Source organism: Pseudomonas granadensis, from assembly GCF_900105485.1.
Lineage (GTDB): Bacteria > Pseudomonadota > Gammaproteobacteria > Pseudomonadales > Pseudomonadaceae > Aquipseudomonas > Aquipseudomonas granadensis.
The window spans coordinates 993492-1009788 of the sequence record NZ_LT629778.1; the positions used below are offsets into that span (position 1 = coordinate 993492).

General features: G+C 60.9%; 19 protein-coding genes. All 19 read left to right on the forward strand.

Going from position 1 to position 16297, the window contains the following annotated elements:
- Nucleotides 1-6: 6 nt before the first annotated feature.
- Complete coding sequence (locus BLU52_RS04255) at nt 7-588, forward strand: phage tail assembly protein (protein ID WP_090282037.1); 582 nt, start codon at nt 7-9, stop codon at nt 586-588.
- Between the two features lie 128 nt (nt 589-716).
- On the forward strand, nt 717-2900 hold the full coding sequence (locus BLU52_RS04260; RefSeq protein WP_090282038.1) for a phage tail tape measure protein: 2184 nt from the start codon (nt 717-719) through the stop codon (nt 2898-2900).
- A complete protein-coding gene (locus BLU52_RS04265) occupies nt 2897-3280 on the forward strand; it encodes a phage tail protein (protein WP_090282039.1) in 384 nt (127 codons plus the stop codon). Before BLU52_RS04260 ends, BLU52_RS04265 begins: the two co-directional genes overlap by 4 nt.
- Nucleotides 3273-3485, forward strand: a complete 213-nt coding sequence (locus BLU52_RS04270; RefSeq protein ID WP_090282040.1) for a tail protein X — start codon at nt 3273-3275, stop codon at nt 3483-3485. Before BLU52_RS04265 ends, BLU52_RS04270 begins: the two co-directional genes overlap by 8 nt.
- 9 nt (nt 3486-3494) lie before the next feature.
- The gene (locus BLU52_RS04275) at nt 3495-4526 is read left to right on the forward strand and encodes a phage tail protein (protein ID WP_090282041.1); all 1032 of its coding nucleotides are present in this window, start codon (nt 3495-3497) and stop codon (nt 4524-4526) included.
- Between the two features lie 146 nt (nt 4527-4672).
- Nucleotides 4673-5257: a phage tail terminator protein gene (locus BLU52_RS04280; RefSeq protein ID WP_090282042.1), complete on the forward strand. Its 585-nt coding sequence runs from the start codon at nt 4673-4675 to the stop codon at nt 5255-5257.
- Entirely contained in the window at nt 5254-5433 is a 180-nt protein-coding gene (locus BLU52_RS04285) for a DUF2635 domain-containing protein (protein WP_090282043.1), read from the forward strand. The genes BLU52_RS04280 and BLU52_RS04285 overlap by 4 nt, the downstream gene beginning before the upstream one ends.
- The gene (locus tag BLU52_RS04290; RefSeq protein WP_090282044.1) at nt 5433-6929 is read left to right on the forward strand and encodes a phage tail sheath subtilisin-like domain-containing protein; all 1497 of its coding nucleotides are present in this window, start codon (nt 5433-5435) and stop codon (nt 6927-6929) included. The genes BLU52_RS04285 and BLU52_RS04290 overlap by 1 nt, the downstream gene beginning before the upstream one ends.
- Before the next feature lie 67 nt (nt 6930-6996).
- A complete protein-coding gene (locus BLU52_RS04295) occupies nt 6997-7344 on the forward strand; it encodes a phage tail tube protein (RefSeq protein ID WP_007908779.1) in 348 nt (115 codons plus the stop codon).
- Nucleotides 7341-7637 (forward strand): phage tail assembly protein, encoded by a 297-nt coding sequence (locus BLU52_RS04300; protein WP_007908778.1) that lies wholly within the window; start codon nt 7341-7343, stop codon nt 7635-7637. Before BLU52_RS04295 ends, BLU52_RS04300 begins: the two co-directional genes overlap by 4 nt.
- Nucleotides 7638-7767: 130 nt before the next feature.
- Nucleotides 7768-9657 carry a phage tail protein gene (locus BLU52_RS04305; RefSeq protein ID WP_090282045.1) on the forward strand — a complete coding sequence of 630 codons (1890 nt, stop codon included), beginning with the start codon at nt 7768-7770 and terminating at the stop codon, nt 9655-9657.
- Entirely contained in the window at nt 9654-10889 is a 1236-nt protein-coding gene (locus BLU52_RS04310) for a DNA circularization protein (RefSeq protein WP_090282046.1), read from the forward strand. Before BLU52_RS04305 ends, BLU52_RS04310 begins: the two co-directional genes overlap by 4 nt.
- A gap of 3 nt (nt 10890-10892) precedes the next feature.
- Entirely contained in the window at nt 10893-11942 is a 1050-nt protein-coding gene (locus BLU52_RS04315) for a phage baseplate assembly protein (protein ID WP_090282047.1), read from the forward strand.
- A gap of 135 nt (nt 11943-12077) precedes the next feature.
- Entirely contained in the window at nt 12078-12587 is a 510-nt protein-coding gene (locus BLU52_RS04320; protein ID WP_090282048.1) for a phage baseplate assembly protein V, read from the forward strand.
- Nucleotides 12587-12985, forward strand: coding sequence for a phage GP46 family protein (locus tag BLU52_RS04325; protein ID WP_090282049.1), 399 nt, complete (start codon nt 12587-12589; stop codon nt 12983-12985). The genes BLU52_RS04320 and BLU52_RS04325 overlap by 1 nt, the downstream gene beginning before the upstream one ends.
- Nucleotides 12975-14018, forward strand: coding sequence for a baseplate J/gp47 family protein (locus BLU52_RS04330; RefSeq protein WP_090282050.1), 1044 nt, complete (start codon nt 12975-12977; stop codon nt 14016-14018). The genes BLU52_RS04325 and BLU52_RS04330 overlap by 11 nt, the downstream gene beginning before the upstream one ends.
- The gene (locus BLU52_RS04335; protein WP_090282051.1) at nt 14006-14605 is read left to right on the forward strand and encodes a YmfQ family protein; all 600 of its coding nucleotides are present in this window, start codon (nt 14006-14008) and stop codon (nt 14603-14605) included. The genes BLU52_RS04330 and BLU52_RS04335 overlap by 13 nt, the downstream gene beginning before the upstream one ends.
- A gap of 13 nt (nt 14606-14618) precedes the next feature.
- The gene (locus tag BLU52_RS04340) at nt 14619-15770 is read left to right on the forward strand and encodes a phage tail protein (protein ID WP_090282052.1); all 1152 of its coding nucleotides are present in this window, start codon (nt 14619-14621) and stop codon (nt 15768-15770) included.
- Nucleotides 15767-16282 (forward strand): phage tail protein, encoded by a 516-nt coding sequence (locus BLU52_RS04345; protein ID WP_090282053.1) that lies wholly within the window; start codon nt 15767-15769, stop codon nt 16280-16282. The genes BLU52_RS04340 and BLU52_RS04345 overlap by 4 nt, the downstream gene beginning before the upstream one ends.
- Nucleotides 16283-16297: the final 15 nt, after the last annotated feature.

Sequence of the window (16297 nt, forward strand, 5' to 3'; positions counted from 1 at the left end):
TCATACATGTCGTGGATGCCACCCCAACATGAACTGCTGTCGCCGATCACTGGCGACGATGGTTCGCAAATCGAAATCCTGCAGCTCAAACCGCTGTTTTATGCTGCACAGAAAGAAGCACTGGAACGCGCCGGCGATGACGAAGACGACCAGTTTTTCGAACTGGCACTGCTCGCCACCGGCCTGTCGGTCAAGGAACTCGACCAGCTCAAGCGCCCCGATTACGTGAGCATTGCGCAGTACGTTCACGAGATGTCGACGCGTCCAGCGTCGTTCTTTCTGGAGCAGGTCGAAGACGCGGAAAAGTCCGCCGACCCCGATCAAGTGCAACTGCTGCAACCGCTCGCCATCACTGGCCGCACCGTGACCTCGCTGAGCCTGGAAATGCCCGCGCTGCGCGCCACCAAAGTGATGAAGAAACTGAAAACGGCCAAGGAACGCGCCGAATTCATCACCGCTCATTGCACCGGCCTGATGATCCCCGATCTGGCCCACCTGAGCGTGCCGGACTGGACGCAATTGCAGGTGCGCATAGACGATTTTTTAAACCAGCCGGCGGCTTACTTTCGGAACGCGACATCGAAGTAATCCTCGATATCGTCCCGCTCATTTACCCGGTAAGTGAAGCGGAGATTCTGGAATGGGACGCCGAAAAGGCGTTGCGCCGCTACGACATAGCGATCACTCGCCTTGGCGTGAAACAGGAGTAGAGCGGCATGGCAGAGAACAAGTTTGCGCTCACCTACGTCGGTGAGGGCGGCCTTACAACAAGCGGATCCACGCTAGGCGATAACCTCGTCAAACCTGTGCAGGATTTGACCCTGGCACTGGCATTGGCAAGCGTGGACATCCGTCTGCTGACCCAAGAGCAGATCAAATTGCGCGAACTGCTGGTGAGCCAGCAATCGCTATTCAAAGTCGTGGCGACGGCCCCGTCTGCCAATAGCGAGGCGAAGTCAAAACTCAAGGCAGAAGTCGAGCAGCGCTCACCACCTAAAGCCATGCAAGCGGCGATGGCGCAGCAGACCGCTTTGTCTGAGCTCAATCGAGTGGTGAAACTGGATAAAGACCAGCTCGCGGCGCTATCACAAGAAACCTTGAGAATGGCCAGCGAAAAACCGGTTGCTCCCAGTGGCGCAACCGGTGTGGATTTATTGCAGGTGCAACTGGCAGCCGCCAGATCTGGGGTGGGTGAAGGTCTGGAGCCCGAGCGCAAAGCTGCCGCCTTGACCGAATTCGCTCGCGACGCGGCGATCAACGCTTCGGCGTTCGGCGTTGATGTGAAAACAGCCAGTGAGATGATGTTGGCCTGGCAGTCAGCGATGAATCTTGATCGCGGCAAAAGCCAAAGCCTGGCCGATGCGACCAACTATCTGGGACATAGCACGCTGGACGCAAAATCTGCGGATATCGGCTCAGTCGTGCAAAGTGTGGGTGAAAAAGCTGTCGCTGGCGGGCTTGCGCCGGAGCAGGTCGCTGCATTGGCCGCAGCGTTTTTGAACAGTGGTGTCGACAAGTCCGCAGCGGGAGCCGGGCTCAACAGTTTGATGACCTTGCTTGCCAAGGCCGACACGGCCACGGATGAGCAGCGCACTGCCTGGGCTTCGCTGGGCAATGATCTGGGGCCAGAGGCTGTCGCCACAGGCATGAAGACCGATACGTCGGCGACCATCATCAAGATCATGGAAGCCCTCAAGGACAAGAAGCCCGAAGAGAAGGAGGCGTTGACCAAAACGCTGTTCGGTGGCAACGACGCGATTCTCAAGCTGCTGAAAAAACCTGAGGATGTGACCAAGGCGTTCGGTCTGCTGACTGTAGCGAATCCACAAGCTCCAACGAAGCTCGATTACGTTGGGTCAGTCGGCAAAGACGCCGACCAGTCAGGGAGCACTTCGCAAGGGCGCTTCAATGCCTTGGATGCCAGCGGTACACGGTTGTCTACGGCCGTTGGCGGAGCATTCACCAATGGGTTCGACGGTGTAGTGTTTTCTCTGGACGCTGTCGCCAGTGGTATGGCCAGGTTTGCCGAGGAACAGCCCAAGGCGACGGCGGCTCTGCTCATGCTAGGCGGCGTGATTGCTCTATCGCGCGGCACACAGATCAAAGTCGCCACGGCCTCGCTCATTCGTGGTGCGGCGACGAAATTGCTGACGACGGCAGGAGCCGGTCCCCTGATCGATGTTCTTGATAGGTCTGTCGCCGCTGGCGATACCGACAAACCCGACAAATCCGAAAAGTCGACGAAGCCTGGAAAACGCCGCAAATCAGCCAGTCCAAAAGCCCCCGTCAAACGGTCATCCGTCGCGCCACGAAAACCTGCACAAACACGCCCGACATTGAGCAGCCGTTTCACCGACGCCAAGGCTATGGCCAAGGGTTTCAGCAAGTCCAATGCTTTGCTGACCGTAGCTGCGGCGGCGCCTGACGTGATCAAGGGGCTGCAGGAAGGCGATAACAAAATGGTCGGCGGTGCGCTAGGTTCAGCCGGCGGCAGTCTGGCGGGTGGTTATGCAGGTGCGGTGACAGGCGCGATGATAGGCAGTTTCATTCCCATCATCGGCACGGCTGTCGGTGGTCTGGTCGGCGGTATTGTCGGCAGCACGTTGGGCAACATGGGCGGTTCGTGGCTTGGTGAAAAACTGGCACCGGCGTCCGACCGACTCGCCCCACCGGCAGAGGTCGCCAAAGAACTGCCAAGCGCACAGACGCAAAACCAACAGGTGAGCTTTTCACCTCTGATACAGGTCACCTGTCCGGCTCCGGACACGGCTGAACAAATCCGCACAATCATCGGACAGCAACTGAGCGGGCAATTTCACGGCCAGTTCCTGCCGTTGATGACCAACAACTCCCTCGCCACCCGCCGCGACGCAGCCCTGACCGATGGAGCCGCCACATGAAACAACAAATGGCACTGGGCAGTTTCATCTTCGGCCTCTCGCGCCAATTTGCGTACCACTCGCTGTTGCGCAAGTCCGATGGCGGCTGGACCGAAATCCAGATCCTGACCAGCAAACCCAAGTCCAGCCAAACCGGGCAGAAGCCGGAAACCCTGACCATCACCGGCAAATCGATGTACGCCGTGGCCATGGACCGGCTCGATGAATTGCGCGCCTTGCAGGCACTGCGCACGCCATTGCCGCTGATCGATGGCATCGGGCGCAATTGGGGCCTGTGGCGAATCAGCAATATTTCAGAAACCCAAAGCCAGATCATCGATGACGGCACTGCGATGGTGGTCGATTGGGTCATCGAACTGGCGGAGTTCAACAATGCGTAAGGTACGAAGCGTGGCCGGTGATTCGGTGAATCTGTTGCTCTACCGCGAAACCGGGCGCAGCGATGACGCTGCCGAAGAAGCCCTGTGGAAACTCAACCCGAGCCTGGCCGAACACGGCCCGGTTCTGCCCGCTGGCATCTGGGTCGTGCTGCCGGAACTCGACAGCAAACCCGCCGCGATAAAAGCGCTCACGGCCTGGGATTAAGGAGGTTGTATGGCATTGGGTTTTACCCCGGTCGTGCAGATTTATGGCGCCAACGCGGATCTTCTCAACCAGCGTCTGATCAGTTGGGAGCACATTGATGCCGCCGGTATCGAGTCGGATCAACTGACCCTGACCATTGATCTGGAAGGTCTCGAAGGGCTGCCGAACCTGGGCGGGAAAATCGGCCTGCGGGTGGGTTACCTGGAAATGGAAGAGATGGTTGACAAGGGCCAGTTCAAAGTCACTCGCCTGACACCGACGCTGTTTCCGTTTCGCCTGACCCTGGTGGCCACTGCAGCGCCTTTCAGCAAGGAGGACGAGACCGGCTTCAAGCAGCGCCGCACCGCCAGTCATGGCCCGACGACGCTCGGTCAATTGTTCAGCAAACTGGTGTCGCAGCACGGTTTTTCATCGCGTGTCGCTGCGGACGTGTCGATGATCAAGATCGCTCACGTCGACCAGACCAATGAAACCGACATGGGCTTTCTGACGCGCCTGGCCAAGAAGTACAACCTGGTCGCCAAACCTTATGGCGATGCGTATGTGCTGGCGCGGCCCGGTCAGATCAAATCAATCTCGGGGCAGAAACTGCAGGATGTGACGTTATCGGTCACCCACAACAATCGTCCCGGCGATCACGCCTTCATCAGCGCCACGCTGGAAGAGGCCGCCCGCGAACAGGCCAAGGGCTGCAAGACCTGTTTTGTCGATGCGGTTACAGGCGTTTTGCATTGGATCGAAACGGGACTGGCGCCGTTCAAAACCATCCGCCAGAAGCAACCCAGTGAAGCCGATGCCATTGCCGTGGGAGAAGGTGAAGTGCGCAAGATGCTCCGGCAAAAATTCAAGGTGAAGATCACCTGCCCGGGCGATCCGCGACTGGCGGCCGAAGGCCTGCTACTGCTCGATGACACCTGGCCGGATTTCATGCGCGGGCGCTGGTCGATCGACAAGGTCACCGCCAGCGGCAATCGTGAAAACAGCTATCGCTGCCTGATCGATGCGAGCGGCCTCGATCCCAAGGCTGAATCCAAAGGCTGATCCCGCAGCAACACACGCCCTGTAGGAGTGAGCCTGCTCGCGATAGCGGTCCCAGTCGAAAACAAAGTGTCTGACCCACCGCAATCGCGAGCAGGCTCGCTCCCACATTGGGTCCTGCGCAATTCTCCTCATTCTGGAACACCCCCATGAAGATCACTCCGATCCTCACGCAGATGCGTGGGCAATGCCCAAGCCTTGCCAATCACATTTCGGTGGGCGTGGATCTGGCGTTGCTGCAAGGCAACCCCAACCTGCCGACACCGTCGGCTCACGTGCTGCCACTGGCCGATCTGGCCACCACCAGCACCGCCCAAAACCTCAACACCCAACCGATCCGCGACCGCTTCGAAATCCTTCTCGTGCTTGATGCCAGCGACGCGACAAAAGCGCTGGATCTGTTGCATGAACTGCGCGCCGAACTGTGGCGCGCACTGGTGGGTTTCAAGCCCGATTCCGACTACAGCGCCATCGTTTATGACGGCGGCGAAATGGTCTCGCTCAACAGCAGCCGCGCGTTTTATCGGCTGCGCTTTTTTGCCGAGTTCCAGCTCGGCCGCAATCTGCCAAGTCAGCCTGCGGAGAGTTGGCATGAACGCGAACTGGACGGTTTGTCGTCCTTTACCGGGGCCACCGTACGGGTCGATGCGATCGATCCGGCCGACCCCAACCTGCAACGCCCGGGCCCTGATGGGCGCGTGGAAATGACTTTCTCTGGAGACGTAACCCCATGAGCAACCGCATCACTGTGCTGCCGGCCGCCGGCCGCGTCGTACCTGACCCGGAGGCCGGCGACCTGCTGCCGCCAGAAGGCCGTGAAGTGCCGGACAGCGCCTGGTGGCGCCGCCGTCTGACCGACGGCGACATCACCCTCAAAACCGCAACAGCCAAACCAAAGGGAGCCAAATAATGGCGATCGGATTCAGCAACATCCCGGCGGACATTCGTGTACCGCTGTTCTATGCCGAAATGGACAATTCGGCCGCCAACAGTGCGACTTCGGCCATGCGCCGTCTCATTGTTGCGCAGGTCAATGACAACATCGCCCCGAGCGAAGTCGGCAAGCTGGTGCTGGTGTCCAGCGTGGCGCTGGCAAAAAGCATCGGTGGTCAGGGCTCGATGCTCGCCTTGATGTACGAGACTTTCCGCAAGGCCGACCCGATCGGTGAGATCTGGTGCCTGCCGCTGCACAACGCTGAAGGCGCGATCGCCAAAGGCGTGCTGACCCTGACCGGCGCAGCCACTCAGGCTGGCGTGCTCAACCTGTATGTTGGCGGCGTGCGGGTGCAGGCCACTGTGGTCAACGGTGCCACCGCGGCTCAAGCGGCCACCGCCCTGGCGCAGAAAATCAACGCCACCGCCGACCTGCCAGTCAGCGCAGCCGCAGCAGAAGGTGTAGTTACCCTGAGCGCCAAATGGACCGGCGACAGCGGCAACGACATCAGCCTGCAATTCAATCGCCTGGGCAAGAGCAACGGCGAAGAAACCCCGGCCGGCCTGACCACTGCGATCACCGCCATGACCGGCGGCGCCGGTGTGCCGGATCAAGTGGCTGCGGTGGCGGCACTGGGCGACGAGCCGTTCGAGTTCATCGCACTACCGTGGTCCGATCTGTCGACCCTCAACACCTGGCAAGCAGTCATGGATGACAGCACCGGTCGCTGGTCGTGGGCCAAGCAACTGTTCGGTCATGTCTACAGCGCCAAGCGCGGCACCGTCGGCACTCTGGTCGCCGCAGGCCAGGCGCGCAACGACCAGCACATGACCATTCAGGCGCTGGAGCCGGGCGTGCCACAACCGTTCTGGGTACAAGCGGCGGCACTGGCTGCGCGCACCGCCGTGTTCATCTCGGCGGACGCCAGCCGTCCGACGCAAAGCGGCAGCCTGCCGGGTGTCGATCCGGCGCCGGCCAGCGAGCGGTTCACCCTGACCGAGCGGCAGTCGCTGCTCAACTATGGCATCGCCACCGCGTACTACGAAGGCGGTTACGTGCGCATCCAGCGCTCGATCACCACCTACCAGAAAAACGCTTACGGCCAGGCCGACAACTCCTACCTGGACAGCGAAACCATGCACCAGTCGGCGTTCATCGTGCGTCGTCTGCAAAGCGTGATCACCAGCAAATACGGTCGGCACAAACTGGCCTCCGACGGCACCCGTTTCGGCGCCGGCCAGCCGATCGTCACCCCGGCGACCATTCGTGGCGAGTTGATCGCCCAGTACGCCAAGCTCGAACTGGAAGGCCACGTCGAGAACGCTGAACTGTTCGCCGAGCACCTGATCGTCGAGCGCGACGTGCAGGACCCAAGCCGCGTGAACGTGCTGTTCCCGCCGGATTACATCAACGGTCTGCGCGTGTTCGCACTGCTCAACCAGTTCCGTCTGCAATACGACGACGCGGCTTGATCGCCGTCATTTTCGCCAAGCTTTCAGCCCACCTCGCGTGGGCTTTTTCATTCAAGGGAGTAACACCATGGGTCAACTGATTGCAGGCACCTGCTACGTCAAGGTCGACGGCGCACAACTGACGATTAATGGCGGCTGCGAAGCCCCGTTGATGGCGGTCAAACGCGAAACCGTCGTGCCCGGTTTCTACAAGGAAACCGACATCGCGCCGTCGTTCAAAGTGACCGCGCTGCATACCGCCGATTTTCCGCTGAAGAAGCTGATCGAAGGCACCGATATCACCGTCACCTGCGAATTCAGCAACGGCAAAGTCTACGTACTGGCCGGCGCCTACCTGGTCGAAGAACCGGTTTCCAAGGGCGATGACGCCACCATCGAACTGAAATTCGAAGGCATCAAGGGGACCTGGCAATGAGCGGCGCCGTGAAGCTTCAGGTTGCGATCGAAGCTCACGGCGAGCCCCTGACCGAACTCGTCCTGCGCCGCCCGACGGTGCAGGAAGTGCGAGCGATCAAGGCGCTGCCGTACAAGATCGACAAGAGCGAAGAAGTCAGCCTCGACATGGACGTGGCGGCGAAATACATCGCCGTGTGCGCCGGCATTCCACCGTCGTCGGTCAACCAGCTGGATCTGGCTGACCTCAATGCGCTGAGCTGGGCCGTTGCGAGTTTTTTCATGAGTGCGGCGTCGGCGCCATCACCGACCTGATCGCCGTCGCCTATGACCTGGCCTGGTTCTGGAAGGTTGACCCCGAACAGATGATGGCCAGGCCACTGGATGTGCTCCGCGAATCGCTGGAGCACGCGCAACGGATCAATGCGATGCAGCAGGTGCAGTGATGGCAGACGAAGAGAAGAAAACCCCGAAACCGGTGCTGATCACCGGTTTCGATGAACTCTCGCCCAAACTCGGCGCCCTGCGCGTGAAGGTCGAGAGCTTCAAAAACAATCTCGAACAGACTGGCCTTGGCAAACTGGACATCAGTGGTCTGTTCAAGGGCGGCAGTGTGATTACGCCGTTCGTGGAAGGGATCAAATCGGCGGCGGCGTTTCAGGGCAAATTGAACGAAGTCAGCGACACGGCGAAAACCGTTGAGCTGCCCGCCGCGCCGAAAGCCGCTGCGCAGAACATGAACGTGTTCAGTGCCTCGATGGAAAAGGTGTCGGCCTCGGTCGACGCCGCCCTGGTGCCGGCCGTTGGGGCGCTGGTGGTCGGTCTGGAACCGGTGCTGACCCAGGTCGGCAGCCTGCTCGCCGACAATCCGCAACTGGTCGAAGGCTTGGCGGCGGGGGCCATCGCCTTTTCGGCGATGCAAACCGCAGTGAGCGGCGCCACGCAGGTGTTCGACGTGATGAGCATGGTGCTCAAGACCAACCCGATCATGCTGATTGCCATGGGCATTGCCGTGGCGGCGGGTTTGATTGTCGCCAACTGGACGCCGATCAGTGCGTTCTTCATCGGAATGTGGGAAGGCATCAAAAACGTCGGGGCGCGGGCGATGGCGACGTTGCGCTCGGTGCTCGACTGGCGACCGTTGGCCACATTGGCGGCGCTGTGGGAACCGCTCGGCGGGCTCTTTGCGGGCGTCTGGGACAAGGTCAAAGCCGTCACCGCGCCGCTGACGGATTTCTTGCAATCGGTGTTTTCCTGGTCTCCGGCCGGCATGATCATCGAAAACTGGGGGCCGCTGACCGGCCTGTTCTCGGCGATCTGGGAATTGCTCGAGGCCTTGAGTGTGCCAGCGATGGCGTTTCTCAGAAACCTGTTCGATTTCTCGCCGATGCAGATGATTACCGAGGCGTGGGGTGGTGTCGTCACGTTCTTCGAACCGATGTTCAGCGGCCTGCGAAAAGTGGCGCAACCGGCTAAAGCATTCCTCGTGTCACTGTTCGACTTCTCGCCGATGCAGATGATCACCAGCGCCTGGGGAGGTGTCGTTGCGTATTTCCAACCGATATTGACGATGCTGCAGTCGGCAGTACAAAGCACCCGCGATATTTTGCGCACGCTGTTCGATTTTTTCCCGATGGAAATGCTCACCAGTGCCTGGGGTGGGATTGTCGGGTTTTTCGAGCCGATCTGGGTGGCGTTGCAAACGTCGGTGCAACGGGTCAAAGGCTTTTTCACCAGCCTGTTCGAGTGGTCGCCGCTGGAGCAGATTGCCCAGTACTGGCAGCCGATCGGTGAGGTTTTTTCGGCGATCTGGGGTGTTGTGTTGGCGCTGTCCGCGCCGGTCGTGGATTTTCTGCACGGCCTGTTCGAATGGAAACCTCTGGATCAGATCATCGAGAGTTGGGGGCCGGTCACCGAGTGGTTCGGCGAGTTGTGGCAAAAACTGCAAACCGTCATTGCGCCGATCAAGGAACTGTTTGACGGCGGCTTTGCCGGCTTGATCGCCAACGTCACCGGCAAGGTTGAAACGCTGACCCAGGCGCAACGCCAGACCAACGCCGAAGGCAAGGGTGAACTCGCACCGGCGTTTTTCGGCGCCAGCCCGACGGCTGCCGGCAATGGCAGCTTGCAAAGCGGTTCGTTGCAGCAGGGTTCAGGCGCGCTGATCCAACAAAGCGCAATTAACAATCGCACGCAACTCGAAGGCGGCCTGACCGTGCGCTTCGAAAATGCGCCGGCGGGGCTACGCACCGAACAACCGCAAACCAATCAACCGGGCCTGGCCGTGGCGTCGCGCATCGGTTATCGCTCGCTGTCGATGGGAGGTTCTCAATGAACTGGCGTGACCGTTTGTTGCCGGCATCCTTTCGCGGTGTCGGCTTCTGGATCGATCAGGCGAAAACCCCGGTCGGTCGCAAGGGGCAATTGCACGAATACCCGCAACGTGACCTGCCGTATTTCGAAGACCTTGGTCAGCAGGCGAAGATTCACGACATCACCGCCTTCATCGTCGGCGCTGATTGCCTGGAGCAGCGCGACAAGCTGCTCAAGGCGTTAGAGGCAGGCAGTGGCGAGCTGGTGCATCCGTGGCTCGGGCGCTTGCAGGTCAAGGTCGGCGAATGCGACATGACCCACACCCGCCATGACGGCGGGCTGGTGACCTTTGCGCTGAAGTTCTATCCCGATAAACCGTTGCCGTTTCCGACCGCGACGGTCAGTACCCAGAAAGTCCTGTTGGCCAAGGCTGACACGCTGCTCGGGTCGGCCGTGGCGCGCTTTGAACAGGCGATGACGCTGATCAAGGCTGCGCGGATCGGCATCGCCAATCTGCGCAACAGCCTCACCGGAGTTTATGAGGTGATCAAGGAACAGCTCAAACCGCTGATCGAGCAGTACCGACAGATCACCGAACTGGTCAAGGCCGTGAAGGAGTTGCCCAAGGAAGTGGCGGCAGAGTTCAAAGGCTTGCTTGGCGATATCAAGGAGCTGAAGGCCTTCGCGAAGGAGGGCTACCGTGGCGTGATTGCCGACGTGTCGCAACAACTCGAAGCCATTCGCAAGGCCGATGCGCCAAAGATCACCACCGGCAAGGACACCAACGCGGCGGCGCAAGCCATGGCCGATCTGGTGCAGGACACGCTGCTGGTGAAAGTGGCGCAATGGGTCGCGTCGATGCCGGTCGCCAGCCCTGCGGTAAAACTCCTTTCGACCCCTTCGGTGGCGCATCAGGCGGATCAGCCGGTGACCCGTCAGGAAGTGCCGGTGACCGAGGAAATGAAAGCGCTGCAGAAAGCGGTCGGAGCGGCGATTGACCCGATGCTCGACAAGGCCGATCCCAAACACCACCAGGCCATCAATGACGTGAAGGAAGCGTTGATTGCGCACCTCAAGGCCGTGGCGTCTTCCGGTGTGCGACAGGTCAGCAAATCGTTTCAGGAAAGCTTGCCCGCGCTGGTGGTGGCTTATCAGCAATTTGCCGATGCCACGCGGGTGACTGAGGTGACGCAGAGCAACGCCATGAACCATCCGGGCTTTGCCCCCAACGACGTCAAAGTCTCCAGGGAGTAAGCCATGAGCGAGATGGACAACCATGTCACGCTGACCATCAACAACATGGAATACGGCGGCTGGAAAAGCGTGGAAATCACTGCTGATCTGGAGCGCCAGTTCCGTACCTTCAAACTCGACATCACCTGGCAGTGGCCGGGGCAGACGGTGGATCAGCGGATCAAACCGGGTGATCCCTGCGAAGTGAAAATCGGCCAGGATCTGGTGCTGACCGGTTACGTGTTCAAGGCGCCGATCCGCTATGACGGCCGGCAGATCAGCCTGACCATCGAAGGCAGTTCCAAGACTCAGGATCTGGTCGATTGTGCCGCCCGCAATCAGCCGAACCAATGGCAGCAACAGCCGCTGCTGAGCATCGTCCAGGCGCTGGCAATGGAATACGCGCTGATGGTGGTCAACGAAATCCCCGAAACCGCGCGGCTGGCCAAGCACACAATCGTGCCGGGGGAAACGGCGTTTCAGTCGATCGATCGGCTGCTCTCGCTGTTGCGGGTGTTTTCCACCGATGACGAGCAGGGCCGGCTGGTGCTGGCCAAACCGGGTAGCGGTGGTCGGGCCAGTGATGTGCTCGAGCTGGGCAAAAACATTTTGTCTGCCAATGCGCCGATGGACTACAGCCAGGTGTTCTCCGAATACCGGGTGATCGGCCAGCAGAAAGGCTCGGACAAGCAGAGCGGGGCGGCGGTCAGCGAAGTCGAATCGACGGCCGCCGACCTGACCTTCAAACGACGGCGCACCACGGTGATCAATGAAGGCACGCAACTGACCTTTGAGTTGGCGCAGCAGCGTGCCCAATGGGAAAGCGCCACCCGCATGGGCCGGGCGCAAACCACTACCTATCAGGTGCAGGGCTGGCGTCAGGCCAACGGCGATCTGTGGCGGCACAACACGTTGGTGCGGGTGAAAGATCCGGTACTGGGATTCGACGGCGACATGCTGATTTCCAAAGTCACCTATTCGCTGTCGGCGCAGGGCTCGGTGACCACCTTGCAGGTGGCACCGCCGCATACCTTCGATGCTGATCCAACGCCAGCGAAAAAACCCCAGACCTGACACCGATCCTTGTAGGAGTGAGCCTGCCCGCGATAGCGGTACACCTGACAAACAAGTGTCGACTGTCATACCGCGATCGCGAGCAGGCTCACTCCTACAGTGGATCGCGTCATTCCCACATTTTGAGAAAACCCCATGAGCCTACTGACACGCCTGCTGGCGCGCGGCACTGTCGTGCTCGCCAATTCGGCCTCCAAGCTGCAATCGCTGCAAATGCGCCTCACCGCCGGCGAAGTGAACGACGACCTCGAACACTTCGAGCCCTACGGTTTTACCAGCCATCCACTGGCTGGCGCCGAAGGTGTCGTCACTTTCATTGGCGGTGATCGTTCCCATGCGATCGCCCTGGTCATCGCCGACCGCCGCTATCGCCTGCAATCGCTCGCCGCCGGTGAAGTGGCGATCTACACCGATGAGGGCGACCGGATTCATTTCAAGCGCGGGCGGATCATCGATTTTGAAACCGCCACGCTGAACATCCGCGCCAGCAGCGCGGTGAACTTCGATACGCCCGTCATCAACCAGACCGGCAAGATCGTTTCCACTGGCGACCAGCTCGCCGGCGGCGTCAGCCAGATCAACCATGTGCACCTCGGCGTTCAGGCCGGCAACGGTCAGACCGGCGTGCCGGCAGGAGGCGAATGATGCTGATCAGCCCGAACCTGCATGCCGCGCTGACCCGCGCGGTGCTGATCAGCCTGTTCACCTGGCGCCGCGCCGCCGATGACGACGCCCTCGACGATGAAGAACGTTTCGGCTGGTGGGGCGACAGCTTTCCCACCGTCGCCGACGATCGCATCGGTTCACGGTTGTGGCTGCTGCGCCGGGTCAAGCTGACCCGACAGACCCAGATGGACGCTGAATTCTATGCCCGCGAGGCGTTGCAATGGCTGATCGACGACGGTCACTGCAGCGCCATCGGCATCCTCAGTGAACGCCTCGACGCCCAGCGCCTGAACCTGCGCACGGTCCTGACCCTGGCCGATGGCGAACGTCTGGACATCAACCCCGATAACAGTTGGCAGGTGATCTATGCCGTTTGAAACCCCTTCGCTGCCGGTGCTGATCAAGCGCACCCAAAGCGACCTGGCCGGCGATTCGCTGCGCCAGTCCGATGCGCAAGTGCTGGCCCGCACCCTCAGCGGCGCCGCGTATGGTCTGTACGGCTACCTCGACTGGATTGCCGAACAGATCCTGCCGGACACAGCCGATGAGTCGACCCTGGAACGCATCGCCGCACTGCGTTTGAACCAGCCGCGCAAACCCGCGCAAGTCGCCAGCGGCAGCGTCAGTTTCAGCGCTACGGCCGGCGCGCTGCTGGACGTCGACACGCTGCTGCAAGCGAGCGATGGCCGCACCTACAAAGTCACCAGTGCACGCACTGCAATCAATGGCAGCAACACGACGACGATTGCAGCGCTGGAGGCCGGCAGCCTTGGCAATGCCGACGCCAGGCTGGCGCTGACGCCGGTGCAGCCGATTGCCGGCGTGGTCGGCAACAGCTTCGTCGTGCTCGCACCGGGTCTCAGCGGCGGCGTCGCACGGGAAAGTCTCGAATCGCTGCGCTCGCGGGTGATCCGCTCGTACCGGATCATTCCCCACGGCGGCTCGGCTGACGATTACGAAACCTGGGCACTGGAAGTGCCCGGCGTGACCCGCGCCTGGTGCCGAGGCGGCTTTCTCGGCCCCGGCACCGTCGGCGTGTACATCATGCGTGACGACGATCCACAACCGGTGCCCAACGACGAGCAACTGGCGCAGGTGCAGGCGTACATCGAGCCGTTGCGCCCAGTGACCGCCGAAGTGCATGTGCGTGCGCCGATTCAGGTGCCGGTGACCTATCGCCTGAAGCTCACGCCGGACACCAGTGCCGTACGCGCGGCGGTCGAAACCCAGCTACGCGATTTGCACAACCGTGAGGCCGACCTCGGCGAGGATCTGCTGATCAGCCACATTCGCGAAGCCATCAGCAGCGCTGCCGGTGAAACCGATCACGTGCTCAGCGCCCCGGTCGCCAACGTTATCGCCAAGGACAGCGAGCTGCTGACGTTTGGAGGCTGCGTATGGGGGGCATAAGAACCGCCGCGCAATATCAGGCGCAACTGCGCGCCTTGCTGCCCAGCGGCCCGGCGTGGGACCCGGAACGTGTGCCGGAGCTCGAAGAAGTGCTGCAAGGCGTCGCCGTCGAACTGGCGCGCCTCGATGCGCGCGCCGCTGACCTGCTCAACGAGATGGACCCGGCCGGCGTCAGCGAACTGGTGCCGGACTGGGAACAGGTGATGAACCTGCCCGACCCGTGCCTGGGCGCCACGCCGCTGTTCGACGACCGCCGCCTCGCCGTACGCCGCCGCTTGCTCGCGGTCGGCAACCAGGCTGTCGGCTACTACCTCGACATCGCCAAAAGCCAGGGCTACCCCAACGCCACCATCACCGAACACGAAGCACCGCGCATGGGCCGCGCCCGTTTCGGCTCGGCGCATTGGGGCACCTGGGAAGCGCAATTCATGTGGACGCTCAACACCGGCGGCCGCCTGCTGCTCGGCCGGCGTTACGGCGCGAGCTACTGGGGCGAGCGCTTCGGCGTCAACCCGGGCTCGGCGCTGGAATGCCTGATCCACCGCAGCGCGCCGGCGCATACCAAGGTGCACATCAATTATGAGTAGGGAGGAATGAGGGATGGATTATCCGAACAGTGTGCCCAGCGCCGGTCTGGTGAATGGCAAGTTTGTCGATGAAAACCCGCTGACCGGGACGCCGGGGTCGTTGATTCCGGCAGATTGGGGTAACGGGGTCACGCTGGAAATTCTCAACGTGATCAATGCGGCCGGGATTACGCCGGACGAGAAGAAATACGATCAGTTGTTGCAGGCGATTCGCAGTGTTACGGCCAAAGATCGAAGCCTGGACTCGGCATTGCCGATCAGCTCATTGCCGTTACCAGCCATCGCGAATGCCGAGGGCCGGCTCGCCGTTACTACCAATGCGGCACCGACCAGCGGAGGCAAGGTTTCGGTTCCTTCTGGCGTACCGGTCAGCCTTGCTCAGGAGGTAGTGGCCGGTCAGTTGGGCAGGTCGCGAACGTTCACTACGTCAAACTGGACCAGCGCCGAACTGTTGCCCAATACCGGATATTTTCTGCGAGCCCAGGTAGTTGGAGACGCGCTGACGTTTTATGTTCAGCGCGGCGCGCCCACTGACGCAGCCCCGGCGTCTCTGAGAGGCATGGCTGATGGCGTGGGTGGTGGCGGATTTTCGTCGACCAGCCTGGACATGTGCGTTGCCTGGATTCTCACCGGAGCGGTGGGAACTGTCCCTTCAGTACTTGCGATTTATAACCGGACGCGGCTCACCTGGAGCCAGACCGTCAATGGGACCGGTGTGGTTTATCTGCCACTTGACCCTCATGCGCGTTCGGCCCGGTTGATTTTCAGCAATGCGACGCCTTCAGCCAGTCTGGTGACCAACGTAGGGTTTCCGGAGGGCAATTGGTTGGGCTCCAGCTACACCTTCCTGAGCCCCGGTGTGCAGACCATCGGTGGCAATCCAGCAGGATGGACAGCCAAAAACCCAAGCGTGATTTCTACCAATAACGCGGTGGGAGATGTGACCGTATCGACTTTGACGGCCAGCTTCGATCACACGCAGCTTCGCTCGTTGTGGCAGACATTTCAGTCGCAACATGGTCTCGGGGCGACAGATGCTTCGAAGGACGAAGCGTTGCACGGCATCGGCATCAAAAACCACCTTATAGCCGATTACACCTCCGGCATTGCGGTGAATTTCAGCAACGCCGTCAATGTTCATTTCTTGTGGGAGTTGATCCGATGAAGGTGATTCAGGAGCTTCATCAGTTCGGCGACGAACTCCGTCCGCCGCAGCCGTCGCTTGCATGCGATTGGGATGGACAGCAATGGCTGGCAAATGCGTCAAAAATGGCTGAACTGGAACGTCAGGAAGTCGAGCGGCTTTGCGCGAAAGTTGACGCCGCCGCCGACAGCGCCCGCGCCGCACTGGCCGGCGGCCCGCTCAAGGCCATGGAATACGCCCAGGCCGCCGCCGACGCGCAGGCTTATCAGGATGCCGGCTACCCGAAGAAGGAAGTCCCGTTGTCGGTCGCAGCCTGGGTCGTCAAGGGCCGCACCGCCAAACAGGCAGCAGAGCAGATTCTCGCCAAGGCCGATCAACTCACCGACCACTTGCTGAGCCTGCGCACCTTGCGCCTGAAGGCCAAGGCGCAGATCCGCGCCCAAGCAGCCAAGGGCAACATCGATCTGGCGCGCCGTGCTGCCGATGATGCGTTGGTAGCGATTCGTGAGCTGATCAGCGAGGTTTCCAGCTAGACCCACGACTCAATT